Source organism: Gillisia limnaea DSM 15749 (assembly GCF_000243235.1).
In the GTDB taxonomy this organism is placed as follows: domain Bacteria; phylum Bacteroidota; class Bacteroidia; order Flavobacteriales; family Flavobacteriaceae; genus Gillisia; species Gillisia limnaea.
In genome coordinates this window covers 140,956-160,811 of sequence record NZ_JH594605.1, presented here as the reverse complement: position 1 = coordinate 160,811, position 19,856 = coordinate 140,956, and the positions used below count along the sequence as shown (strand labels likewise).

16 protein-coding genes are annotated in these 19,856 nt (G+C 38.0%); 3 read left to right on the top strand and 13 right to left on the bottom strand.

The window, feature by feature from the left end; translation table 11 throughout:
• Positions 1 to 510 (bottom strand): SRPBCC family protein, encoded by a 510-nt coding sequence (locus tag GILLI_RS00815; protein WP_006987217.1) that lies wholly within the window; start codon positions 508 to 510, stop codon positions 1 to 3.
• Positions 511 to 814: 304 nt separating this feature from the next.
• Between GILLI_RS00815 and GILLI_RS00810 the strand changes: the two genes are divergently transcribed.
• Positions 815 to 1,660, top strand: a complete 846-nt coding sequence (locus GILLI_RS00810; protein ID WP_006987216.1) for a DUF2911 domain-containing protein — start codon at positions 815 to 817, stop codon at positions 1,658 to 1,660.
• Positions 1,661 to 1,803: 143 nt separating this feature from the next.
• On the opposite strand, the gene GILLI_RS00805 is transcribed toward GILLI_RS00810, so the two are convergent.
• The 10 genes from GILLI_RS00805 to GILLI_RS00760 form a co-directional block, all read right to left on the bottom strand.
• On the bottom strand, positions 1,804 to 2,781 hold the full coding sequence (locus GILLI_RS00805) for a Gfo/Idh/MocA family protein (protein ID WP_006987215.1): 978 nt from the start codon (positions 2,779 to 2,781) through the stop codon (positions 1,804 to 1,806).
• Positions 2,759 to 4,480 carry a sodium:solute symporter family protein gene (locus GILLI_RS00800; RefSeq protein ID WP_006987214.1) on the bottom strand — a complete coding sequence of 574 codons (1,722 nt, stop codon included), beginning with the start codon at positions 4,478 to 4,480 and terminating at the stop codon, positions 2,759 to 2,761. The genes GILLI_RS00805 and GILLI_RS00800 overlap by 23 nt, the downstream gene beginning before the upstream one ends.
• A gap of 109 nt (positions 4,481 to 4,589) precedes the next feature.
• Positions 4,590 to 7,079, bottom strand: a complete 2,490-nt coding sequence (locus GILLI_RS00795; protein WP_006987212.1) for a PIG-L family deacetylase — start codon at positions 7,077 to 7,079, stop codon at positions 4,590 to 4,592.
• Between the two features lie 77 nt (positions 7,080 to 7,156).
• Positions 7,157 to 7,696: a mechanosensitive ion channel domain-containing protein gene (locus tag GILLI_RS00790; protein WP_006987211.1), complete on the bottom strand. Its 540-nt coding sequence runs from the start codon at positions 7,694 to 7,696 to the stop codon at positions 7,157 to 7,159.
• Positions 7,696 to 8,589 (bottom strand): hypothetical protein, encoded by an 894-nt coding sequence (locus GILLI_RS00785; RefSeq protein ID WP_006987210.1) that lies wholly within the window; start codon positions 8,587 to 8,589, stop codon positions 7,696 to 7,698. Before GILLI_RS00785 ends, GILLI_RS00790 begins: the two co-directional genes overlap by 1 nt.
• 66 nt (positions 8,590 to 8,655) lie before the next feature.
• Complete coding sequence (locus GILLI_RS00780) at positions 8,656 to 9,246, bottom strand: Maf family nucleotide pyrophosphatase (RefSeq protein ID WP_006987209.1); 591 nt, start codon at positions 9,244 to 9,246, stop codon at positions 8,656 to 8,658.
• 4 nt (positions 9,247 to 9,250) lie between these two features.
• The gene (locus GILLI_RS00775) at positions 9,251 to 10,168 is read right to left on the bottom strand and encodes a geranylgeranylglycerol-phosphate geranylgeranyltransferase (protein ID WP_006987208.1); all 918 of its coding nucleotides are present in this window, start codon (positions 10,166 to 10,168) and stop codon (positions 9,251 to 9,253) included.
• Positions 10,169 to 10,179: 11 nt separating this feature from the next.
• On the bottom strand, positions 10,180 to 10,506 hold the full coding sequence (locus tag GILLI_RS00770; protein WP_006987207.1) for a DMT family transporter: 327 nt from the start codon (positions 10,504 to 10,506) through the stop codon (positions 10,180 to 10,182).
• The gene (locus GILLI_RS00765) at positions 10,503 to 11,024 is read right to left on the bottom strand and encodes a KdsC family phosphatase (protein WP_006987206.1); all 522 of its coding nucleotides are present in this window, start codon (positions 11,022 to 11,024) and stop codon (positions 10,503 to 10,505) included. The genes GILLI_RS00770 and GILLI_RS00765 overlap by 4 nt, the downstream gene beginning before the upstream one ends.
• A complete protein-coding gene (locus GILLI_RS00760; RefSeq protein WP_006987205.1) occupies positions 11,008 to 11,769 on the bottom strand; it encodes a Rossmann-like and DUF2520 domain-containing protein in 762 nt (253 codons plus the stop codon). The genes GILLI_RS00765 and GILLI_RS00760 overlap by 17 nt, the downstream gene beginning before the upstream one ends.
• Before the next feature lie 123 nt (positions 11,770 to 11,892).
• Between GILLI_RS00760 and GILLI_RS00755 the strand changes: the two genes are divergently transcribed.
• Positions 11,893 to 15,087 carry a cytochrome c biogenesis protein CcsA gene (locus GILLI_RS00755; protein ID WP_006987204.1) on the top strand — a complete coding sequence of 1,065 codons (3,195 nt, stop codon included), beginning with the start codon at positions 11,893 to 11,895 and terminating at the stop codon, positions 15,085 to 15,087.
• 76 nt (positions 15,088 to 15,163) lie between these two features.
• Here the strand turns inward: GILLI_RS00755 and fumC are convergent, their stop codons facing one another.
• Complete coding sequence (gene fumC / locus GILLI_RS00750) at positions 15,164 to 16,561, bottom strand: class II fumarate hydratase (protein ID WP_006987203.1); 1,398 nt, start codon at positions 16,559 to 16,561, stop codon at positions 15,164 to 15,166.
• A gap of 406 nt (positions 16,562 to 16,967) precedes the next feature.
• On the opposite strand from fumC, the gene GILLI_RS00740 reads away from it, so the two are divergent.
• Positions 16,968 to 17,147, top strand: coding sequence for a hypothetical protein (locus GILLI_RS00740; RefSeq protein WP_006987202.1), 180 nt, complete (start codon positions 16,968 to 16,970; stop codon positions 17,145 to 17,147).
• 134 nt (positions 17,148 to 17,281) lie between these two features.
• Here GILLI_RS00740 and GILLI_RS00735 read toward each other — a convergent pair whose 3' ends face one another.
• On the bottom strand, positions 17,282 to 19,780 hold the full coding sequence (locus GILLI_RS00735) for a TonB-dependent receptor (RefSeq protein ID WP_006987201.1): 2,499 nt from the start codon (positions 19,778 to 19,780) through the stop codon (positions 17,282 to 17,284).
• Positions 19,781 to 19,856 lie beyond the last annotated feature (76 nt).

The following is a 19,856-nucleotide window of genomic DNA, read 5'->3' as shown; positions in this document are numbered from 1 at the left end:
TTAATTTAATATGTCTTGTTTTAGGGTTGCAGTTTTGGGATCCTGAGAGGAATATTCTCCGAATAAAGCAATTAATTTTTTTCTGCGGTAATTGAAGATTTCTTTGAGTTTTGGAGCAACCAGGAAAGGATGGACCAGCTGTCCTAAAAATCCCAAAGGGAGTTTATAGTCTACAATATCCTCCATTTCCACTCCACCTTCTATAGGATGGATAAAATGTTTGTGATGCCAAAGTGCATAAGGGCCAAACCGCTGTTCATCTACGAAATATTCCTTGGGTTTTACATGTGTGATCTCTGTCACCCATTTGGTTTTTATTCCTGCAACGGGTGTTACTATATATTGAATAAGTTGGCCGGGGTACATAGCCCTGTTTGCACCGGAAATTATATTAAAGCCCATATAATCCGGAGTGATGGTCTTTAAATTTTTAGGATCTGACAAAAAATCCCAAGCTTCGTCTACACTAATAGGAAGCTTTTGTTTGGTATGTAGCGTGTATATTTTCATATTTAAATTATTGTGATACAAAACTAAGATTTATTCTGTTTAATTTAAACAATAAAAAGTTAAACAAAAATAAATTTAATCCCTCTTTGAGCACTTAACTCAATCCCGATAGCTTGGAATCCTAGAATTTTCACAAAGATTTTAAAATTCATATCTCGTGGGCCTGCCCGAAATGAATTTTATTCAGGCGGGCGGGCCCGCCCGTACCATTCGGGCAGGCTTGCTCCGGGGTTCTTGAAGAAAGAAAAAATAAGCGGATAGAACCTTCAATTATGTATCTTTGAGAAAACTAATATATTATTTTATGAAAAAATTATTATTCTTTTTATGTACAGGAATGTTCATTCTTGGAGCAACCGCACAAATTCAGGCACCACAACCAAGCCCCTTTTCTAAAGTTGAGCAAAAAGTTGGGCTTACAGATGTTACCATCGAGTATTCAAGACCGGGCATGCGGGATCGGGTTGTTTTTGGAAATTTGGTTCCGTTTGGCGAAGTATGGCGAACCGGTGCAAACGAAAACACCAAAATTACTTTTAGCGATGATGTTGAAATAGGAGGAAAGGCCTTAAAAAAAGGAACCTATGCATTATTTACTAAACCCGGTAAGGATTCCTGGGAAGTGATGTTCTATTCGGATGCGACAAATTGGGGAATTCCTCAAAAATGGGAGGAAAGCAAAGTGGCTCTTACCGCTAGTGCTGAAGTTTCTGAAATTCCTTTTGCCATGGAAACATTTACCATCTTGTTGAATGATTTAAAAAATGATTCGGCAGTATTAAGTATCGTATGGGAAAATACTGCGGCTTCACTGCCAATTAAATTCCCTACAGATGCAAAAACACTTGCCAGCATTGAGAAAGTTATGAATGGACCTTCTGCCAACGATTATTTTGCAGCGGGTTCCTATTATCATGATTCAAAAATCGACACTAAGAAGGCTTTAGAATGGGTTACGAAAGCGATTGAAATGCAAGATGGTGAGCCATTCTGGATGTTACGCAGAAAATCTTTAATTGAAGCCGATCTGGGAATGAAGAAAGAAGCTATAGCAACGGCAAAACTTTCATTGGCCGCAGCTGAAAAAGCAGGAAATGCCGATTATGTAAAAATGAACAAGGATTCCCTTAAAGAATGGGGCGTTAAATAAGAAAATAAATTCTATACTTTAAAATGCGACTCACAGGGTCGCATTTTTTTTGTTTTGCTAATTCCGTTTAGGAAAGATTTTAACCGATTTTTCAATAGTTCTTCCCTTAGCATAGCTCCTTAGTTGGCTTCAGGGTATATGAATTAATATACGAGGCCTATTTTTTCTCTCACTTTATCAAGCAGTTCTACTAATTCACGGCTTTTCTGAAAAGTCATAATCGTACTTTCCAAACGTCCTGCAGCGAGCATTTGCTGTACATGAATCGCTTCAAAATTATATCCAATGGAAGTGATATCAAAATTGATTTCTTCCTGTTTTCCATCGCTGTTTATGAGAATAGATGTTGGCTCATGAAATCTGCTTTTTAGTGTAATAATGGCGCGTTCAAAGGTAATTGTTGCAGTGGTGGGAGTTTTCATATTGATTGAACTGGAAAGGCTGGCAACAGCCCCGTTATTATATTCCAGATTTATATCACAACTTTCATCAACTCCGGTATCAGCCATTTTGGCCAGAGCTTTTATAGTATTGGGAACCCCCATTAAACTTAATGCTGCAAACAAAGGATAGATGCCTATGTCAAGCAAACTTCCGCCTCCAAGAGCTTTATTGTATAATCTTTTTTCCGGTAAATAGGGCGCGGCAAAACCAAAATCGGCTTCAAGGCTTTTTACAGTCCCGAATTTTTCAGTTTTTATAAGATCCAGTACGTATTGATAATGAGGAAGGAAATAGGTCCACATGGCTTCCATTAAAAACACCTTGTTTTCTTTAGCAGAACGTATCATTTCTTCAACCTGAAGGCTGTTCATTGCCAGGGGTTTTTCACATAAAACCGCTTTTTTGTTCTTAAGACAAAGCAGTGTATGTTCATTATGAAATACATGAGGGGTAGCTATATAGACGATATCCACTTCCTTATCTAGAGCCAGTTCTTCATAGGTTCCATAGCTTTTTTTAAAATTGTATTGAGCGCTGAAGGCTCTGGCTTTGCGAATATCCCTACTTGCGACTGCATATAATTCTGCTCCCGGCACCATAGCCAGATCTGTTGCAAATTTCCCGGCTATTTTTCCCGGTCCTACAATGCCCCATTTAAAGGTCTTGGTTGTCGTCATCTAACGTTATTTTTTCAGGAGAGTGAATGCTGGTTTGTAGTAAAAATGCTATGAGCATTACAAGGCCACAACCTACCAGGTTGAGCCATAAATAAGGCATAACGTCAAATAACCATAATAGAATTATAATTGCCTGGGTAATAAGGGCTGCTAGAAAAACAGCGTTACTTTGCACGTACTTAATAAAAAATGCCAGTAAAAATATTCCAAGAACATTGCCGTAAAAAATAGATCCTATGATGTTTACCAATTGAATCAGGTTATCAAATAAATTGGCGAAACTGGCAAAAATAATAGCGATTATTCCCCATCCAAAAGTGAATAATTTGGAAGCCTTTACATAGTGTTCATCTGATTTTTCCTCCCGAACATTTCGTTTATATAAATCAATGGTAGTTGTTGAACCAAGCGCATTTAACTCTGATGCTGTTGAAGACATTGCCGCAGAAAGGATCACGGCCAGCAATAAGCCTATTAATCCACGTGGCAGATTATTCAGAATAAAATGGATTAAAATATAATCCTTATCATTGGTTTCCATCGCGTCATTTGATAACAGAATAAGTTCCCTCGCGCGTTCCCTGTTGTCTAATTCTGCAGCATCCAGCTCCAGCATTTTGTTTTGGTAATTTTCATTTTCAAAAGAAGATGGAATTTCCAGACTTTCCCCAAATCTTATCGCTGTAGTGTGTTTTTCTGCCTGAAGGGCTTCATTATTTTCCATCAAATCCCGGTATTCTTCGGAATATTCAGAATTTAACACGGCTTCCTGGGCAGCAGGATTAAAGTTTAATGGGGCTTGATTGAACTGATAAAAAACAAAAACCATCACCCCGGTAAGAAGGATAAAGAACTGCATAGGAACTTTTAGAAGTCCGTTAAAAATAAGTCCCAATTGCATTTCCTTCACCGATTTGCCTGTAAGGTAACGTTGTACCTGGCTTTGATCTGTTCCAAAATAGGAGAGTGCGAGAAAAGTTCCGCCAATAATTCCGCTCCAAAAAGTATAGCGGTTGCTCATGTCAAATGAAAAATCGAGAATTTCCATTTTGCCATTAGCGCCGGCGATTTGTAATGCATTGCTAAAACTGATATTTTCAGGTAGATAACTAACTATTAAAAAGAATGCGGTGAACATCCCGGCAAAGATCACTGCCATTTGTTGTTTTTGGGTAACATTTACCGCTTTTGTTCCTCCGGAAACGGTGTAAATAATTACCACAACACCTATTAATATAGTAAGTGTGTTCAGGTTCCAGCCAAGCACTGCGGACAAAATAATGGCCGGTGCAAAAATGGTGATCCCGGCTGCGAGTCCGCGTTGAACCAAAAACAGGATTGCAGTTAAAGTCCGGGTCTTAAGGTCAAACCTGGTTTCAAGATATTCGTAAGCGGTATAAACTTTTAATTTGTGATAGATGGGAATAAAGACCATACAAATGATTACCATGGCAATTGGAAGTCCGAAATAGAACTGTACAAAGCCCATCCCGTCATGATAGGCTTGTCCCGGAGTAGAAAGAAAGGTGATGGCGCTTGCCTGGGTTGCCATTACAGATAAGCCAATGGTCCACCACTGAGCATCATTTCCACCCCCGATGTAATCCTTCACATTTTTGCTCCCGCGGGTTTTATAAACCCCATAGCCTGCAATAAAAATTAATGTTCCAATAAGTACAATCCAGTCTATTAATTGCATTTTATGAGAATATTTTCATGATGAGAAAGAATAATAAAATATAAAATGCATTCGCCAGGAGAACAATGGTGTATGATTTTTTCCAGATATATTTTTTGGGTTTATCCATCTATTTTCCTATTGAAATCATATTTGCGAACAAACGGTAAGCACCGGGAACACCTTCCGGGAATTGTCTAAAAAAGCTTAGCCCGGTATAGATGAAATATCCTTTTCCATATTTGGCAACCAGGAGGCTTCCGTCTTTTGGAGTTTTGTTAGCATCATTCATAGATAAAACCGGAATGAATTCCTGGTCCCAGCTATCGGGGAAATATAAACCGCGTTCCTGCACCCACCCATCAAAATCGGTACTGCTTATTTTGTTGGGAGAATTCAAAATAGGATGATTTGGAGCTATAAAACGGACTTCTGCATCTTCCTCGGTTACTCGGTCACGGGAAATATCCAGTTTGTAAGGTGCAATCGAATTTACAAAAAGACCCCGGTTCACATTATATTGTACAATCACAGTTCCACCGTTTTCAACATATTTCAAGAGCGCCGGTTGCTTGTATTGCAACGCTTCCACCGTATTATATGCCCGGATCCCCAAAACTACCGCATCAAATTTAGAAAGTGAGGCCGCTGAAATTTTTTCAGGATCAAGCCTGCTAACCTTATAGCCAATTTGTTCCAGATTTTCCGGGATTACATCACCGGCACCATCAATATAAGCTATGTTTTCGCCCTTTTTCTCGATGCTTAGTTTTACCACTTTAGTTTCAGCGGGAACAACCAATGTTTGCAGGAGAATATGGTTATAATCGATTTTAACTATTTCCCCGGAATACTCTTTCCCATTTACAGTAAGAATTGGGCTCAGGATTATTTCATCCTGTTCTTCGGGCGGAGTTATTTTGAAATTTACCGTAACCGATTCGCCTTTTTTAAGGATATTGAAGTTGGTTTCCTCCGGTTTTATCTTCCAGTTTCCGTTAGATTTTAAAGATATTTTTCCTGAAACAGAATCTTTTCCAGCCGTAATGATCACCGGAACGGTTTTAGGCTCTGCTTCAGCAAAAATCAAAACCTTTTCCCTGAATTTGACAGATACCGGTGGAAGAATCTCAAAAGGCTGATATACTTCTCCCTTTACCGGGTCATTGTATTTATAAACCACCGGCCTTTCGAACAGGATCTCCTCTCCCTCGATTTTAACCCTAAAGTAAGCTTTAACACTTATAGGGGATTCAGGCAATCCAACCAGATTTTGTTCCTCAACTGTATAAAGTCCCAGGCTACCCTTGCTTTTTAACCAATATGGACTTGTAAATCCGGTTTCTCCATTGATCTTTAAGAGGGTTTGTTCTTTCCATGTTACATTATTGAGAAGTGGCTGGTTGGGTTGCAACTTTGAATTATTTGGTTCCAATTCTACAGATACCAGGCTTATTTCTGCATTGCTGCGGTTGATCGCTTCTAAATTAATAAAAAGCTCTTCAGAGGGTGTAGCAGTTGGATTTACCGCGTTTGCTTCAAGATATAAACCGGCAGCAGCAGTTATGATATTTTTAATTTCTTCTGTTTTTATTTTTCTCCAATGAGCATCCTCCAAATCTAGTATGAGCTTGTAGGCTTGGACAAGCTTGGACAGACTTGCTGCAGGATCTTTAAAGTTATAGTCTTTTTCAACTTCAGTAAGAATTTCACCTATTTCAGCACCGTTTTGAATTCGGTTCCAGGAGGTATCTATTCCAGCAAACAAATTTGATTTATCTTCAGGGAAACTCCCATCAATAAATTCAAGGTATTCTATTTGTTCTCCGCGGCTTCCGGTAGATCCAAAACCCTGCGACTGGTGCTCACTTCTGCTTAATGCTGCAATTTCAGGATTTGAAAGACCCATTGATGAAAAATAAACGCCGGTATCAAATTGTAATAAATTGGATTTATCGGCTTTTTCAAATTCCTCATTACTTCCGTAAAACCAGGGAGAAGTATTAAAAAACAACCTTTTTGGTTCAAAGGTTTCGGTATATTCCAATTGCTCCGGAAAGGCAGTAGGATCTTTGGCAAGATCAAAGGCTCCCATGCTTAAAATAGCAGAAGCTGTGTGCTGTCCATGCGTTTCCCCGGAAGTACGGTGATCAAACCTGTTGATAATAACATCGGGTTTAAAAGTTCTAAGAGCCCATACAATATCACTGAGAATTTCCTCTTGCCCCCAAAATTCAAGAGCTTCTTCCGGGGTTTTTGTATATCCAAAATCAATGGCACGGCTAAACAATTGTTCCCCTCCATCGATCTTTCTGGCGGCCAAAAGTTCCTGAGTTCTTATAATACCAAGAAGTTCTTTAAGTTCAGAACCTATTAAATTCTGGCCACCATCCCCGCGGGTAATAGATAAATATCCGGTTCGGGCTTTTATTTCATTGGCGAAATAGGAAATCAACCGGGTGTTCTCATCGTCTGGATGAGCAGCTATATACAGAACAGAACCTAAAAAGTTTAGTTTTTTTATGGCATTGTGGATCTCTACAGAGTTTAATTTTCGGGGAGTTTGGTCATTGGAAAATGAAAAAGCCAAACAGAGTACTAAGAATAAAATTTTACGCATTTGAAAGAATTAATTTCAACTGTTTCAAATATATAAACTTTCAGCTGTTCTTGAACTATTTATAAAGGCATTAACTTTTACAGACTGTCCTTCCCTTCATCCAGGTATACATCTTTTTTAATAAGGGTAACGGCCTTTTGTAGAATAAGGTTGTTTGGGTATGTGGTAAGTTCCCCGTGTTCTGTTCTAAGGTGTAGGTGAAATGCTTTAATGTCTTCTATAACTGCTTCTATAGGCATATCCTTGTCATGAATCAATATTTTATCACCTATTCTATATGGAAATGAAAAGAACATTATAATCCCGGAGGTAATATTGCTAAGGATAGACCAGATGGCAAATAATGCAACACCAATTACTGCGAATGCAGAGGAAAAAATAATCGACAGTTTATCCAATCCCATTCCCCAGGCAAATGAAAACAGGAAGACAGCAATTATAAGCACCAGGATGTTGATATACTTGAACATTAACCGGGTTCTTGTAATATTAATCTCGCTGTGCTTGCCAACTTTATGGGCTGCTTTTCTAAGGATAAACTGAAAAATTCCCAATATAAGCGCTATTGCTATGGTATAGGCGATCTCAATTCGATAGGTAAAAAAAACTTCGTACATTAATTAAGGTTCAGGGTGTCGCGCAAATGTAAGTGATTATTGGAATTTTTATTCCAATATGCAGATTTTATCTCTACCATTTTTGTTGCTGTAGTCACATCCTTTTTACCATCCCGCTCTGTGGTTTCTTCCCATTTTTCAATTCTAAAGGGAAAACTGTTATGGTAATATATCTTTAAATTTCTGTTCAATTCGGGATAAGTGATCTTGTATACACTAAGCTCCTTATCTTGATAAAATTCTGCTGTGGCCTGGTACGCTTTTATTTCGGTATGATCCAGCCGAATATATTCAAAGGAAGGAACCATTTGAATAGAGCCAGTAGGAAGTTGTTCGGGATCGATTCTAAGCAACGTCCAGATCTCATTTTCCAGATAGGTTTTGTCTAAATTTAGTTCGTGATCTGCTTCCCCTTCAAAATAGGAATGAGATTTAATTTCAAAGTCGGAACGGTTGTTCAACTGCATATAAACCTGCCCGCACCATTCCTGAATGGAGGTGGTAATTTTTAACGCGTGTGAATTTCCTTCCAGGGGGAAAAAAGTGCTTTGCATGATAGAATACGGGTAAATTCCGGTGATGAAATTTTTGGTGGCATTCAGTTTTAAAACAGGAATGTTGCTTTTGTTTTGAGAATTAGCTTTAACCTGAGATTCAGGAAGAAAATCCTCGGTTACAAAAATCAGTACCGCTGTTCCGGGTCGGGATTCGCCATAACGGGTTTGGTCAAGCTTATAGGAAGTAATTTCGGCTTCTCCGGAAAACCAATAGTTTTTAAAATTTTGAGATAAATTCCGTTCCGGTAGAAGTAACTTTTCATCCGTTTTTTTTTCACAACCCAGGCTGAGTATCAAAAATCCCAGCAAAAGGATCCTGTATTGCATCCTAATCATAGACAAGTTATTTTCATTAAATAAGGTAGCTAATGCGTTATCTGCATTTAAATAAAATTACAAAAATTAACTGGAAGCTATTTCCAAGAGTGTTCTATATACCAAATGTGTTGGTAAGCCTACCACGTTAAAATAACTTCCTTCAATACGGGTAATACCAATAAGACCTATCCATTCCTGAATCCCGTATGCGCCAGCCTTATCCAGAGGATGATAATTTAAAATATAATAGTCGATCTCGTCTTTTGTCAATTCCTTAAAAGTAACTCTGGTGGTAGCGTTCACCGTTTTTTGCTTTTCCTTGGTAGTAAAAGTAACAGAAGTTATCACTTCATGAGTATTTCCGGAGAGCGATTCCAGCATTTTAAATGCTTCAGAAGTAGTTACCGGCTTGCCTAAAGCGGAATCATTATGCCAGACAATGGTGTCGCTCGTGATAAGTATCTCGCGATCTTTTAATTCCTTCAGAAAAACTTTCGCTTTAAGTTCTGACAGGTAATCGGTTATTTCTGAAGATTTTAGGTCTTCCGGATATTCTTCCCGAATAGATTTATGGTCTACTATAAATGGTATCCCCAGTTCTTTTAAAAACTGATGCCTTCTGGGTGAACCTGAAGCAAGAATAATATGATGATCTTTTAAAATTTCTTTTAACATAGGTTTAGAGTAAGATAAATTGATAAAATCCTATTGAAAGCAATCCTGTGAGCATAATTACTTTTAAAATACCACTCAAGGTGGAAAATTGCTTTTTTGTTTTTGCTGAAAGCAGTTGAATGAGAAAATAGAGTAGTGGCGCAACAATCAATAAAAGAGCATAAAGCACCGCATAGATGTTTTCAAAAAGATAATCGTAGATATAAAAAATAATAAGGATAAGCGGAATTAATCCTATTAAAAATATAAATTTATTGGTTCGTTCTTTTCCCAGCGAGATAGTGAGGGAATTTCTTCCGGAATTATAATCTCCGTTCATATCCTGCTGGTCTTTTATAATTTCCCTAAGCCAGTTTATCAAAAATGCAAACAAAGCATAATCCAGAAGTATAGAAAAAATGATGGATTGCGTGAGTTTATTTCCCGGGGTTATTGCGGGTAACAAGTCAAACAAACCTATGATAATAATTACCATTGCCACCAGGCTGCTTATCACTAGATTCCCAATGATTAGAAGGTTTTTTAGATAGGTTGCATAAAGATACAACAAGGCTGAAATGATGATAAAGATGGCGGAAAAACCAGGTCTGCCAATTAAATTGGATAGATAGAACCCAATACCCACCCCAAGGATTGTTAATACGATATAGGCCGTTAAAGCCGATTTTTCTGAAATATTCCGCCCAATAACCTGTTTTTCAGGGTCATTAACCCTGTCGGTTTCCAAATCGTAAACATCGTTTATAATATTTCCTGCTGCTGCGATGCAAACTGTAGAAAAGCATAAAAGAAAAAATCCAAGATCGCTTAAGGTGATTGCAATTCCAAAAGGTTCAAACAAGGCATATTTAATCAAAAACTGTGTGATAGCTATAAGCAATAAGTTTTTAAAACGCACCAGTTTTAGAATGGATAGCAGCATAGAATTTTGTGTTAATCTGAAACAAATTTTATACCTATCAGTGAAATAATAAGGGTGGTGAGAAAAAACAACCTCCAGAAATTTGCGGGTTCTTTAAAAATAAAAATTCCCAGGAGCACTGTTCCAACCGCCCCAATCCCGGTCCAAACAGCATAAGCGGTTCCAATGGGAAGGGTTTGGGTTGCTTTATATAGCAAGGCCATGCTTATAATAAGGGAAATAAGAAATCCTGTTAGCCACCAAAGTGCGGTATTCCCGGAAGAGAATTTAGCTTTTCCAAGACAAAAGGCAAAGGCAACTTCAAATAACCCAGCTATTATGAGGAAGATCCAGTTCATAAGGCATCATAATTTTGCATCCATTTTCCCTGAACTTTCAACACCTGTTCTATCACATCACGCACACATCCTTTCCCGCCCTTTTTATGAGATATATAGCGACTTATAGCTTTAATTTCCGGAACTGCATCCTGAGGGCAACACGGCATTCCCACCATTTTCATCGCATAAAGATCGGGGATATCGTCCCCCATATACACTACATTTTCAGGGTTGATTTCGTAAACATCGAAAAACTCATCCAGTTTCTCGACTTTGTCCTGAATTCCCAAAAAAATATTAGTAATTCCAAGATCTCTTAGTCTTTTGCGTACACCTTCATTTTTTCCTCCGGAAATAATACAAACGTGATATCCTGCGAGTTGGGCTGTTTTCAATGCATATCCATCCTTGATGTTCATAGTTCTTAGCAAATCTCCCTCTGTGCTTACCTGAATGGAGCCATTAGTTAAAACGCCATCAACATCAAAAATGAAAGTGTCTATGTGGTTTAAATATTCTTTATAATTCTTTTCCATGAAGGTTTTGAATTGAGCTGGTTAAAATTTGATATATTTTTTGTTGTTCCGAATTTAAAAGCGGTAAATGCGAATTTATCACCTCTTGATCATTTCGCATTGCTGGTCCCGTTTGAGCATCTTTAGGACTCATACTTTCTATTTTTGAGGCAGTTTCGCGTATAAGTGGATGTAAAATTTCAAAGGGGATTCCATTTTTTTCACATATTGCTTCCCCTTCAGTATAAAGATAATTCACGAAATTGCTTACAAACACAGCAGCAACATGAAGGGATTTTCGTTGTGAGGATGAGATTTGATAAACTTTATTTGAAATACTATTGGCCAGTTGCTCCAGCACTTCAAGATTGGCTTTGGTATTAGCCTCTATACAAATGGGGACATTTTTAAAGTCTACGGATTTATTTTTTGAAAAAGTTTGCAGCGGGTAAAAAACCCCTGCGTGTTCAAAATCCTGAAATACTGCTACAGGAACAGCGCCCGAGGTGTGAAGAATAAGCGCTTCAGGATTTTTAATTTTTGATACAATTTCACCAATAGCATCATCTTTTACGGCAAGCAGGTAAATATCTGCCGGAAAAATTTCAGAGAATTTTTTGGTGGTTGGAACTTTACCTTTAAAAGGTTCGAGACTTTCAGCACTATGGTTGTAGACCTGGATGACCTTAAAATTTTCCGAATTGGAAAAAGCCCTGAAAAGGTGAAAGGCTACATTTCCGGTTCCAAAAAGTACGATGCTTTTCATTTGGCTAAATTACCAAAAATTCCGGGTTTAAAATTAACATTTGTTTTTTAGTAATTCATCATATTTTACAAGGTTTAAATGGCTAAGTTTAGTTAAATTTGCATCGTTTTAAAGTAGTCTTAAATGCAAAATAAAATAGCGTCTGTTATATTCTCAACCCGCATTATGGCAGTCTTGTTCATTGTATTCTCCATCGCAATGGGTTTGGGAACCTTCATAGAAAGTTTTTATACCATTGAAACCGCAAGGGTTATGATCTATAATGCCTGGTGGTTTGAAGGTATTATGGTGTTTTTTGTGATCAACTTCGCAGGAAATATTTACCGGTATAAACTCCATAAACGAGATAAATGGTCTTCACTCTTAATTCACCTTTCTTTTGTTCTTATTCTTGTAGGTGCTTTTGTGACCCGATATATTAGCTATGAAGGAATTATGCCCATACGTGAAGGAGAAACAACCAATACTTTTCTTTCTGAACGAACCTATCTCACCGCCTATATAGACGGGGAGATCGATGGGGAGCCCCGAAGAAGGGTGATCGAAAAACCGGTTCTTTTGGCTCCCGAAACAGAAAACGATGAAAGTATCAACACCGATTTTAATGGTCAACCTGTACAAATTGAAGTCGTCAATTTTATTCACGGAGCAAAAGAGGGGCTTATTCTAAGTGAATCCGGGGAAAATTATCTTCAAATTGTAGAAGCCGGGGACGGAGTGCGCCACGAGCATTTTTTAAAGGAAGGCGAAGTAGCCAATATCCATAACATCCTTTTTGCACTGAATGTCCCAACCGATGGCGCCGTGAATATTACAGTAGATGAAGCCGAAGGTATCTATAAAATAAATACCCCATTTGAAGGAACTTTTTTACGAATGTCAGATCAGTTGGAAGGCGAAGTGGTTTCCGACAGCACTCAAACTTTGATGTTACGATCCTTGTATAATTTAGGAGGAATGCAGTTCGTGCTTCCCGAGCCTATGGCACGTGGAACCTACGATATTGTTCCTACGGAAGAAAAGGATAAAAGCCAGTCTGATGCTGTTACCCTTAAAGTTACTTCCGGAGGCGAATCAAAAACCTTGAGTATGCTGGGTGGAAAAGGCTATGTGAATCCACCAAAGAATGTTAGTGTTGGCGGACTCGATCTTTTCGTTAATTATGGTTCCAGGGAGATGGAATTGCCATTTTCTATAAAATTGAATGATTTTATAGCCGAAAAATACCCTGGAACCGAAAGCAACCCAACACCAAGTTATGCATCTTTTAAAAGCAAAGTAGAGGTAATTCCCGTGGATGGAGATTCTTTTCCCTATGAGATCTTTATGAATCATGTTTTGGATAAAGATGGATTCAGATTTTTTCAGGCATCTTTTGATCCCGATGAAAAAGGAACTGTCTTATCTGTAAATCACGATTTTTGGGGAACCTGGATTACCTACATAGGATATTTCTTATTGTATCTTGGATTGATGCTTATTTTATTTGATAAAGGAAGTCGATTTGGAAAACTCAAAGAAATGCTGGACAGCGTAAAGGCAAAAAAAGCAAAATTGAGTATACTGTTGGTTTTATTTATGTTGGGAGGTGCCGGATTTGCTCAGGAAGAACAGGAACAGGATCACGGACATATTAAATCCAATAAAGAACAGGTAGATTCGATATTACAAAGCAATATTGTTGATCCTGAACATGCTGCAAAATTTGGAAAACTGGTGATCCAGGATGCAGGGGGAAGGATGAAACCGGCTAATACTTTCGCTTCTGAATTGCTTCGGAAAATTAGTAAAAAAGATAGTTACGAAGGTTTAAATGCAGATCAAATCCTGGTTTCAATGACCGAAAACCCTGCGGTTTGGTACAATGTTCCTTTTATCTATGTGAAACCTAAAAACGATAGCATAAGACACATCACCGGAGTTTCGGAAGATCAGGAATACCTGGCGATGACAGATTTCTTTGACAATACAGGGGTTTACAAATTATCACCTTATCTCGAAAAAGCCTATCAGGCAGCCGTACCAGATCAATTTCAAAAGGATTTTATAGAGACCGACAGGAAAGTGAATCTTTTGTTTAATGCGCTGCAGGGTAATATACTTCGTATTTTTCCTGTTCCCGGAGATGAAAACAATAAATGGGTTTCTTTTCCTGAAGTTCCGGAAGCGAATTTTAAGGGAATGGATTCTGTTTATGCAAAGCAAATCCTGCCTATTTACATGAACACGCTCCGGGAAGCAAGATCTTCGGGAGATTATACTCAGTCAACCGAATTACTTGAGAGCATCAAAGGTTTCCAGAAAAAATTTGGGGGTGAAGTGATGCCTTCAGAAAGAAAAATAGAAGCAGAGGTGCTTTACAACAAATACGATATATTCAAGAACCTGTTTATGTGGTATATGTTGGCTGGTTTACTGATGTTGGTATTTGTGATCATACAAATTTTTAAAGATTCAAAGGCCATTGAAATTCTTATAAAAATAAGTGCGGTTGCAATTTTGCTGATGTTTATAGCTCATACGCTGGGGCTTGCTGCCAGGTGGTATATCTCTGGACATGCGCCCTGGAGTGACGCGTATGAATCGATGATCTATGTTGCATGGGCTACCATGTTCTTTGGACTTGCCTTTGGGAGAAAAAGCAATCTTACCATTGCCTCAACTTCTTTTGTGACAGCGATGATTCTTATGATAGCGCACTGGAACTGGATGGATCCATCTATAGCTAATCTTGTACCTGTGCTGGATTCATACTGGTTGATGATCCATGTATCTGTAATTGTTGGTAGTTACGGGCCTTTTACCCTGGGATTGATTCTGGGAGCCGTCTCCTTATTATTGATGATTATGACTACAGAAAAGAATAAGGTTAAAATGGATTTGAACATCAAGGAAATCACCATAATTACTGAGATGGCTCTAACAGTTGGCCTGGTAATGTTAACCATAGGAAATTTCCTTGGTGGTCAATGGGCCAATGAAAGCTGGGGTCGTTACTGGGGATGGGATCCAAAAGAAACCTGGGCTTTAATAAGCATTATGATATATGCTTTTGTGATTCATATGCGACTGGTCCCCGGATTGCGCAGCCGGTGGTTCTTTAACCTTATGGCTATTGTAGCCTTTGCAAGTATTATGATGACATACTTTGGAGTGAATTTTTATCTTGCCGGATTGCATTCCTATGCAAGCGGGGATAAAGTAATCACCCCTACCTTTATCTATTATTCTATTGCCGTAGTTGCTGTTCTTGGAGCTTTATCCTATTGGAAATTTCAGAAATATTATAGCAAGGGATCCAAAAGCGGTTCTAAATAATTTTATTATTATTATTTGATCAAAAAAAATCCTGCTGAATTAGCAGGATTTTTTTATAAACTGAGTTGGTTCAGGATTATTTTAATCCGCCAACCATATCTTTTGGATTCACCCACTCATCAAATTCTTCAGAAGTTACATAACCCAGATTAACGGCTTCTTCTTTTAAAGTAGTTCCGTTTTTATGGGCAGTATTGGCAATTTCTGCAGCCTTGTAATAGCCTATTTTAGTATTTAAGGCTGTTACCAGCATTAGTGAATTATCCAGCAGCTCTTTTATTCTTTTGTGATTGGGTTCAATTCCACTGGCACAATGCTCTTCAAAAGAAATGCAGGCATCTCCAAGAAGTTGTGCACTATGAAGAAAATTGGCGGCCATTAACGGTTTGAAGACATTAAGTTCAAATTGTCCTTGCATTCCTCCAACACTTATCGCAACATCATTCCCCATTACTTGCGCACAAACCATTGTTAAGGCTTCGCACTGAGTAGGATTTACTTTGCCTGGCATAATTGAAGAACCCGGCTCATTTGCCGGAATATTGATTTCCCCAATTCCACTTCGTGGCCCAGAAGAAAGCATTCTAATGTCGTTGGCAATTTTATTTAAAGATACAGCCAGTTGTTTAAGTGCGCCGTGAGATTCTACAAAAGCATCGTGAGCAGCAAGCGCCTCAAACTTATTTGGGGCAGATGTAAAAGGAAGTTCAGTGAATTTTGTGATAAACTCTGCTACACGTTTTGAATAACCCTTGGGAGTATTCAATCCGGTTCCTACAGCTGTTCCGCCCAAAGCCAATTCAGATAAATGTGGCAACGTGTTTTCAAGGGCTTTTATTCCGTGATCCAGTTGGGCTACATACCCACTAAACTCTTGTCCAAGGGTTAGGGGAGTGGCATCCATGAAATGGGTACGGCCTATCTTTACCACATTCTTAAACTCTTCCGATTTTTTCTTAAGGGTATTCCGAAGCTTTTGTACCCCGGGAATTGTAACTTCATGTATTTTCTTGTAGGCAGCAATATGCATTCCGGTTGGGAATGTATCATTAGAAGACTGTGATTTGTTCACGTCATCATTTGGGCTAAGCGTTTTTTCACCCTCTCCTATAATCTTTCCTGCCAATTGATGAGCGCGATTGGCAATTACCTCGTTAAGGTTCATATTGCTTTGCGTTCCACTCCCTGTTTGCCAGATAACCAATGGAAACTGATCATCGTGTTTTCCGGCCAGGATCTCATCACACACTTGTGCTATGTAATCTCTCTTTTCAACCGGAAGCGCACCAAGTTCACAGTTTGTAAATGCTGCGGCCTTTTTGAGGTAGGCAAATCCGTATATAATTTCCAGAGGCATACTTCCGGGAGCCCCAATTTTAAAATTATTTTTTGAACGTTCGGTTTGGGCACCCCATAATTTATCTGAAGCTACCTTTACATCGCCCATTGTGTCTTTCTCTATTCTATAGTCCATAATTGTTTTAGATTAGGTTGCAAATTTACAGGTTAGGTATTTTTTAATCTTTAAAATTTTTACAAATTTTCAATCTTTTTTTAAAAAGATTGAAATCAGGAACATCGGGGCAAGCCCGCCCGAACGGTACGGGCGGGCCCGCCCGAACCCAACGGGCGGGCCCGCCTGAATAAAATTCATTTCGGGCGTGCCCACGATGAAATGGAAAATCCTTTTAAAAATTCGAGGCAAGTCCGCCTGAATGAAATTCATTTCGGGCAGGCCTCGGGAAATTAAACCCTCATTGGGGGATTAAAATATTATGGATAAGCATACTAATTTAATTTAGAGCGTAAAAATTAATTTTTTATTGTAGAAAATAGTTAGAGTTAGTATCTTTGCGTATACTTGAAAACCAACTGTACTTATGTTTGAATTTGATCAATACCTCGGCTTTATAGCATTTCTTACAATTTTAACCATCGGTTTCTGGCTGATGTTTTTTTTAATAGCCATAGTTCCTTACTGGATCGGTGGCTCTGTAATGGAAATGCTTAAAGAAAAGAAAGAGAAAAAGCGTTTGGAAAAAGAGGCTAAAAAGGGTTAGAGTTTTTTAAAACAACAGCGTTATCAACAGCGCTTGTTTTTAAAATTAATTTTAAACCTTGTCTTCAAATATTTTATATAAAAAAAGGTTGTCCAAATTGGACAACCTTTTTTATTGTTTTATTTCTAATTTTTTTATCCTTCAAAATCTCCACCGTTATCATCTCCATTTCCATTCTCACCTCTTCTGCGATCCTGTTCTCTTTTTTGTTGATTGAATCTATAAACGAACGCAATGTTAAAAGACCGTTCTCTCCACTGGAATTCACTAAACCTGTCAAAGGTAGTAGTAGAGGTAAATGATTCTCTTTTTCTACTGTTTAGTAAATCCCTTACATTAAAGGATAGGGTAGCATTTTTATTAAATAATTCTTTGCTCAGGGCAAGGTCTATTGATAAAATTCCTTCCTGGGTTCCCTGAACTCCTTCTGCAGCTCCAAGGTAAAATAAATTTGTTTGCCAGTCTATAGCTGCAGGCAGACTCACCTTGGAGCTAAAACGCGCAAAATAACTGGTATTCTCTGCGCTATAATCCACCTCGTTAAATTCACCTTCAGTATTAAATTGGAAAAAATTGAAACTACCATTTAGTCGAAGCCACTCAGCAGGATTGTAAAGCAACCCTAGTTCAGCACCAATCCTTTCATTGCTGGAAAGGTTTACAGGAATGGTTCTAATTACATTGGTTCCCGCAATATTTTGTTCTATTCTTTCGAAACTATCTGTTTCATTTTGATAATATACAGAAGAAGTTAGGGTTAATTTTTCCCATCGCTTTAAATATCCAAGATCAAATGCATTGGAAAACGCTGGTTGTAAATTTGGATTTCCCTGGAATACGTTGTTTACACTACTTCTGGAAGGAAAAGGATTGATAAACCAACCGCGTGGCCTGTTTATTCTTCTGTTATACCCTAAGGTGATATTTTCCCGTTCAGCAAGTTCATAAATAAGATTCACTGTTGGAAACAATCCTAAATAATTATTATCAAAATTAGTATCTATAGGAAAGCCAAATTCTTCCTGAAGTTCTTCTTCTGTTAATTCTGAATCTATTTCTCCTTTTAAATTGGTATTCTCCAGCCTTAAGCCCAAAAGAAAAGAAAAATCTCCAAATTTAGTTCCATATTGGGTATAAAGAGCCTGAACATTTTCGGAATAATCAAAAATGTTTGTCAAATTCTCATTGAGTACTAATTCACCGGTATCTTCAGATTCTTGTCTTATCGCATAATCTGTTACCTCGTTTTCAAAATTCCCGCGGTATCCTGCTTCAAATTGAGAATCCTCGCCAAAAGGAAGTACATAATCTGCCTGGATTAAAAACTCATTCTGGGTTTCCTTTTGGCTTATATTTTCTCCAAATAAAAATCGTTCATAATCTATGGTATTATAATCTTCATTTTCACCAATAATAGTGGTCTGGGTTTCCTTGTCTTTTTCATATTGAAAATCGGCGGTGAGTTTTTGTCCTTTATCATCAAGATTATTTATGTAGTTTAAAGCAAACTGGAAGCTATTGTCTTCCTCCATTTGATTTTCCCTTCGTGTGGTCCCAAAGACCTTAGTCCCGTTTAGGTAATTATCTGTAATATTTGTAGTGACATCTTCATCTTCACCTGTTCTTAAAAATATGCTTGCGGTAAGTGAGGATTGATCGTTAACATAATATTCCACTCCAAAATTGGTATTAAATCCACGGTTTAATCTGGTTATTTCCCTGTCTTCAACTATTCGTTCGAAGTCTGATCGGCTATTTTCATTGTACCGGGTATCAAAAAAACCATTTCCTGGAGCATCAAAATATCGAAATCCGGAGGTGTTGAAAAAATTAAATTTATCTGTTCTGTAATTCAAATTGGTAGAAATCCCTGCGTTATCTGGATAACCTGCATTTAAGGTTACGGAACCGTTAAATCCAAGTGTGTTTTCTTTCCTAAGTATAATGTTTAAAATACCGGCAGTACCTTCGGCGTCATATCTTGCTGAAGGAGATGTGATCACCTCCACGCGTTCAATAGCCTCTGCAGGCAACTGTCCAAGTATATCGGTGCCTCCAAATCCTGCAAGGGCTGAAGGTTTTCCGTTGATAAGAATTCGAACGTTTTGATTCCCCCTAAGGCTTATCCCACCATCCAAATCTACGGTAACAGAGGGCACGTTGTTTAGAGCATCTGCTACTGTACCTCCGGCAGTGGTAAGATCCTTACCAATATTATGTATTTTTTTGTCCAGACGTACTTCTACCTCGGTAGTTTCTGCCCGCACTACAACTTCATCCAAACTGTTAGAACTAAATCCAAGCTCAATAGTACCAAGATTAAGATCTGAATTTACCTGGCGATTGTTAAAATTCTTACTCTCAAAAGAGATGAATTCTACTTTGATATTATAAGTTCCAGAAGGCACAGGGATTGAAAAATTCCCATCCACATCTGTAACCCCACCATCAATAAAATCGGCATCATTTGGTTTTGTAATAGAAATTGTAGCATATTCCAATGGAACACCCAAATCATCGTCAATAACTTTTCCGGAAATTGAATAATTTTTGGATTGAGCTGAAGCTGAAAAATTAAGGCAAAAAATTAAAATCAGTAAAAAACTGAAGGGGAGGAACTTTTTGATGGTCATAGCAATCTTTATTCCTTTGACAATATTAAGCCTGAATGGTTTAATTCCACGTACGTTAAAAGATCGTTAAAGGAAA

Excerpts from the sequence above, each read along its gene's own strand:
- GILLI_RS00815 (WP_006987217.1), bottom strand. The coding sequence starts at position 510 with ATGAAAATATACACGCTACATACCAAACAAAAGCTTCCTATTAGTGTA.
- GILLI_RS00810 (WP_006987216.1), top strand. The coding sequence starts at position 815 with ATGAAAAAATTATTATTCTTTTTATGTACAGGAATGTTCATTCTTGGA.
- GILLI_RS00805 (WP_006987215.1), bottom strand. The coding sequence starts at position 2,781 with ATGACGACAACCAAGACCTTTAAATGGGGCATTGTAGGACCGGGAAAA.
- GILLI_RS00800 (WP_006987214.1), bottom strand. The coding sequence starts at position 4,480 with ATGCAATTAATAGACTGGATTGTACTTATTGGAACATTAATTTTTATT.
- GILLI_RS00795 (WP_006987212.1), bottom strand. The coding sequence starts at position 7,079 with ATGCGTAAAATTTTATTCTTAGTACTCTGTTTGGCTTTTTCATTTTCC.
- GILLI_RS00790 (WP_006987211.1), bottom strand. The coding sequence starts at position 7,696 with ATGTACGAAGTTTTTTTTACCTATCGAATTGAGATCGCCTATACCATA.
- GILLI_RS00785 (WP_006987210.1), bottom strand. The coding sequence starts at position 8,589 with ATGATTAGGATGCAATACAGGATCCTTTTGCTGGGATTTTTGATACTC.
- GILLI_RS00780 (WP_006987209.1), bottom strand. The coding sequence starts at position 9,246 with ATGTTAAAAGAAATTTTAAAAGATCATCATATTATTCTTGCTTCAGGT.
- GILLI_RS00775 (WP_006987208.1), bottom strand. The coding sequence starts at position 10,168 with ATGCTGCTATCCATTCTAAAACTGGTGCGTTTTAAAAACTTATTGCTT.
- GILLI_RS00770 (WP_006987207.1), bottom strand. The coding sequence starts at position 10,506 with ATGAACTGGATCTTCCTCATAATAGCTGGGTTATTTGAAGTTGCCTTT.
- GILLI_RS00765 (WP_006987206.1), bottom strand. The coding sequence starts at position 11,024 with ATGGAAAAGAATTATAAAGAATATTTAAACCACATAGACACTTTCATT.
- GILLI_RS00760 (WP_006987205.1), bottom strand. The coding sequence starts at position 11,769 with ATGAAAAGCATCGTACTTTTTGGAACCGGAAATGTAGCCTTTCACCTT.
- GILLI_RS00755 (WP_006987204.1), top strand. The coding sequence starts at position 11,893 with ATGCAAAATAAAATAGCGTCTGTTATATTCTCAACCCGCATTATGGCA.
- fumC (WP_006987203.1), bottom strand. The coding sequence starts at position 16,561 with ATGGACTATAGAATAGAGAAAGACACAATGGGCGATGTAAAGGTAGCT.
- GILLI_RS00740 (WP_006987202.1), top strand. The coding sequence starts at position 16,968 with ATGTTTGAATTTGATCAATACCTCGGCTTTATAGCATTTCTTACAATT.
- GILLI_RS00735 (WP_006987201.1), bottom strand. The coding sequence starts at position 19,780 with ATGACCATCAAAAAGTTCCTCCCCTTCAGTTTTTTACTGATTTTAATT.